The organism is Pseudomonas sp. PS01303, assembly GCF_029959385.1.
In the GTDB taxonomy this organism is placed as follows: Bacteria; Pseudomonadota; Gammaproteobacteria; order Pseudomonadales; family Pseudomonadaceae; genus Aquipseudomonas; species Aquipseudomonas rustica.
In genome coordinates this window covers 1-4693 of record NZ_JASCPK010000245.1, presented here as the reverse complement: position 1 = coordinate 4693, position 4693 = coordinate 1, and the positions used below count along the sequence as shown (strand labels likewise).

Sequence of the window (4693 nt, the reverse complement as noted above, 5' to 3'; positions counted from 1 at the left end):
GCTCGCGATAGCGGTGTGTCAGTAAAATCAATGTTGGCTGACACTCCGCTATCGCGAGCAGGCTCACTCCTACAGGGGGTTTGTAGTGTTTCGGAGATTAGGGTTGTGGCGTAGAGTTCCAGGCGTTCGCGGGTGTCGCCGGCGGTGCGCCAGGATTCGTCGCTTTGCGATTGCAGTGCTTCGGGACGCGGGCCTGTCCATGGCTCGGCCAACGCACAATCGAGTGGATCGAAACCCAGTTCGAATGCCTTGGCGAGTGCTCGCAACAGACTCGATTGCGCGCCTTTGCCGTCACCTCGTGGGATACGCAGAAGCGCTAACAACGTATCAATGCGCAAGCGCCTCGTCGGCGACTCGCCAAAGATGTGCAAGCCATCGCGAATCTGCGATTCCTTCAGATCACACAAATACGTGTCCAGACGCGGCAGCCAGATCGCCGCATCGGCGTCACTGTCCAGCCCGGCATCAAGCTGCAACTCACGATCAATCTGCGTATCGCGCACCAGTTGCAAAATGTCGCGCTGCAACTCACGGGCGCGGCGCGGGTCAAGCAGTTGCGCCTCGTAATATTCGTCGGCCAACAGTTCCAGATTGCGCAGCGGCCCGTAGGTTTCGGCGCGGGTCAGCGGCGGCATCAAGTGGTCGATGATCACCGCTTGCGTGCGCCGTTTGGCCTGGGCGCCCTCGCCCGGATCGTTGACGATAAACGGATAGATATTCGGCAGCGGCCCGAGCAACGCATCCGGCCAGCAGTTTTCCGAGAGGCCGACGCCTTTGCCCGGCAGCCATTCGAGATTGCCGTGCTTGCCGACGTGGATCACGCCGTGCGCGCCGTAGGTGTTGCGCAGCCAGAAATAGAACGCCAGATAGCCGTGCGGCGGCACCAGATCTGGATCGTGATAAACCGCGCTCGGATCAACCTGATAACCGCGCGCCGGTTGAATGCCGACGAAGGTCAGGCCGAAGCGCAGACCGGCGATCATCATGCGGCCGTCACGGCACATCGGATCGTTTTGCGGCGATCCCCAACGCGCGACCACCGCAGCGCGATTGGCTTCGGGCAGCGCGTTGAACATCGCTAAATAAGCGTCCATCGCCAGACTTTGCTGGCACGGGCGCAGGTCAATCGTGTCGAGATCGTTGCTGACGCCGCCGAGCAATTGCTGGATCAACTCGGTGCCGCTGCCCGGCAATTCTGACGAGATCGGATAACCCTCGGCCTGCAACGCGCGAAGAATATTCAGCGCCGCCGCCGGGGTGTCGAGGCCGACGCCATTGCCGATGCGCCCATCGCGGGTCGGGTAGTTGGCGAGAATCAACGCGATGCGTTTTTCAGCGTTCGGCACCCGCGCCAGATCGATCCAGCGCCGCGCCAGTTCAGCGACAAAATCCATGCGCTCAGGTTGCGCGCGGTAGCAGACCACATCGGACTGACTGCGCTCGCTGCGCCACGCCAGATCCTTGAAGCTGATCGGCCGGCTGATGATGCGCCCGTCGAGTTCCGGCAAGGCAATGTGCATCGCCAGATCACGCGGGCCGAGGCCTTGCTCGCTGTCGCGCCAACCGGGCTCGTTGTCCTGCGCGCAGATCGCCTGAATCACCGGAATGTTGCGGCGAAACGGCCGCAGGTGCGGCGCTTCGGGGCTGGACTGGGCGAAACCGGTGGTGTTCAAAATCACCCCGGCCTCGACTTCATCCAGCCAATCCTCGACCACCGCGAGGCAGCCGGGCTCTTTCAAACTGGCCACCGCAATCGGCAGCGGATTCAAACCCGCCGCTTGCAAGCGCTGGCAGAACACATCGATGAACGCGGTATTCGCCGCTTGCAAATGCGAGCGGTAAAACAGCACCGCCGCGACCGGTTGCTCAGGCAGCCATTCGGCTTGCCAGTCACTCAGTGCAGCGGTGTTTTTAGTCGGGTGGTAAATCGCCGTGCGCGGCAGGGTTTGCGGCTCATCCCATGCGTAATCGCGGGCCAGCCAACGGTTGGCCATGCAACGAAAGAAATCCAGCGCATTGCTTAGGCCGCCCTGACGCAGGAACTGCCAGAGGCGGTCGCGATCCTCGGCATTAACGGTGCTCAAGTCGCTGAGCTCCGGATCAGGCCGGTCATCGCCCGGCACCAGAATCACCTGCACGCCGCGTTCGGCCAACTCGACCAGACGCTCGACGCCATACCGCCAATAGGCAATGCCGCCGTGCAGCGAAATCAGGATCACCTTGGCATGACGCAGCACTTCGTCGACGTACAGATCGACTGAAGCGTGATTCTGCACCTGCATCGGGTTGGCCAGACGCAGGCTCGGATAATCTTCCGGCAACTGCTGCGCGGCTTCGGCGAGCAGCGCCAGGCTGGAGTCGCCGCTGCACAGGATCACCAGCTCGGCGGGGGTTTGGCCAAGGTCGGCAATGTTGTCATCCGAGACGAAACCGCCGGGCTGAGTCCTGAGCAGGTGCATGGTTTAAACGCTGAGCGCGGCGCGCAATTGCGCTTCGAGTTGCGCCGCGTCGAGCTCCTGACCGATCAACACCAGACGCGTCACGCGCGCTTCATCGGCGCCCCACTGACGGTCGAAATGCTTGTCGAAACGCGTGCCCACGCCCTGAATTAACAGACGCATTGGCTTGTTCGGAATGGCGGCGAAACCTTTGACACGGAGGATGCCGTGCTTCACCACCAGTTGCGTCAGGGCGTCGAGCAGCAGGCTTTCGTCGGCTTGCGGCAGTTCGATGGAGATCGAATCAAAAGCGTCGTGATCGTGGTCATCGTGGTCGTCATCGCCTTCACCGTGGTGGTGATCGTGATGGCTGTGGCGGCTGTCGATGTGCTCTTCGGAACTGGCGCCGAGACCGATCAACACGTCGAGCGGCACACGACCGTTGCTGGCTTCGATGATTTTGACGGCGGGCGGCAATTCTTCGGCGACTTCAGCGCGAACGCGAGCGAGGTCTTCCGGGCTGGTCTGGTCGGCCTTGTTGAGGATTACCAGGTCGGCGCTGGCCAGTTGATCAGCGAACAGCTCGTGCAGTGGTGATTCGTGATCGAGGTTCGGGTCGAGTTTGCGCTGCGCGTCGACCTGATCCGGGAACGCGGCGAAGGTGCCGGCAGCCACAGCCGGGCTGTCGACCACGGTGATCACCGCATCAACGGTGCAGGCGCTGCGGATTTCCGGCCACTGGAAGGCTTGCACCAGTGGTTTTGGCAGGGCCAGACCCGAGGTTTCGATGAGGATGTGGTCGAGATCACCGCGACGCGCGACCAGTTCGCGCATCACCGGGAAGAATTCTTCTTGAACGGTGCAGCACAGGCAGCCGTTGGCCAGTTCGTACACGCGGCCAACCGCTTCTTCTTCGCTGCAACCGATGGTGCATTGCTTGAGGATTTCACCGTCGATGCCCAACTCGCCAAACTCGTTGACGATCACCGCGATGCGACGGCCCTGCGCGTTGTCGAGCATGTGCCGCAGCAGCGTGGTTTTGCCCGAGCCGAGGAAGCCGGTGACGATGGTGACGGGGAGTTTGGCCAGTGTTTTCATCGGTATGCCCTTTGGCAAGCGGCGGGCATACGGGACGAGAACCGGCAACGCGCGTGCGTGCCCGGAGAGTTCGCCACCGGATCACCCCGCCCGGTTGAAATTGAGAATCTGTGACGAGGCAGGTCTCCTGGCTGACGGCGTTCAGGCGCGGGGCCTGGCGTTGGCTGCGCCTTCCCGCTGGCTCATGGGTTGAGCTGGCAGTGGCGTGGCAGCGAACAGCGCCGTTCACAGTTGCGGGGGCAGCCGCGGCATTGACCGCGTTCCCTTCTTAGCTTCGGCGTGGGCCGAAGAACCTCGAATGCGCAAGGCTACGCATCGGGTGGTGACCGGTCAATGGGGTTGGGTTTTGGTTATGTGAGCATATCCGTTGCTGCGGTTGCTGCTACTGGCGGTTTCGCTCTTACAGCGAGTCACCTTTTCCAAACGCCGAAAAGGTAACCGAAAAGGCTTGGCCCCGGCGTACGGCACTTCGCCGAGGCTCAGTGTTCCCTCGCTACGGTGTCCATCCGGGGGCATCGCCTACGGTTTGCTGCGCTGCACCTCCTCTCGATGTGTGCGGCTGCGCCGCACGGCGCTACGCGCCTGATCCCCGGATGGACACCTACGCTCGGCCTGCCGAAGGGGCTTGAGATCAAAAGCCGGATCAAGATCAAGATCAAAGGCCCCTCACCCTAGCCCTCTCCCGGAGGGAGAGGGGACTGATTGCGTGGACAGGGAGAGATGCGCCGACTTGAGATACCGAGTTGAGCTTGAGCTTGAAAATCTAAATCAAGAGCCCCTCACCTAGCCCTCTCCCGGAGGGAGAGGGGACTGATTGCGTGGACTGGGAGATAAACGCCGACGTGAAAGACCAAGTCGAACACACATTTTGAAAAGCCCAAAATCGGCTCCCTCTCCCTCGGGAGAGGGCTGGGGTGAGGGGCAGCATCAACACAAATCAAAAGCCGTGCGCACCACGCTCCTCACCACTCAATAGGCCGAGTGTCAGCTCGCCTGCTCTTGATCTTAGAGCCCGTCGGCAGGCTGAGCGGAGGGATTGATCCGGGGGTGGGAGCGCAGCGACCGTTTGGCGCAGCCAAACACAGCGAGAGGAGGTGCAGCGAAGCAAACCGTAGGCGCTGCCCCCCGGATCAATCCCGGAGCGAAGGAACCCGAGC

The 4693-nt window shown here is 61.9% G+C and carries 2 protein-coding genes and 1 riboswitch; both genes read right to left on the bottom strand.

The features are described 5' to 3' along the window. Window positions 1-2459, bottom strand: a 2459-nt coding sequence (cobN, locus tag QMX93_RS29760) for a cobaltochelatase subunit CobN (RefSeq protein WP_282359144.1), incomplete at its 3' end; no start/stop codon positions are given. Between the two features lie 3 nt (window positions 2460-2462). Continuing rightward, the gene (gene cobW / locus QMX93_RS29755) at window positions 2463-3536 is read right to left on the bottom strand and encodes a cobalamin biosynthesis protein CobW (protein WP_053120831.1); all 1074 of its coding nucleotides are present in this window, start codon (window positions 3534-3536) and stop codon (window positions 2463-2465) included. Window positions 3537-3635: 99 nt separating this feature from the next. Next, window positions 3636-3848, bottom strand: a riboswitch (cobalamin riboswitch). Window positions 3849-4693 lie beyond the last annotated feature (845 nt).

What these genes read in the sequence shown, in the direction of transcription:
- cobW (WP_053120831.1), bottom strand. Translation starts at nt 3,536, where the DNA reads ATGAAAACACTGGCCAAACTCCCCGTCACCATCGTCACCGGCTTCCTC.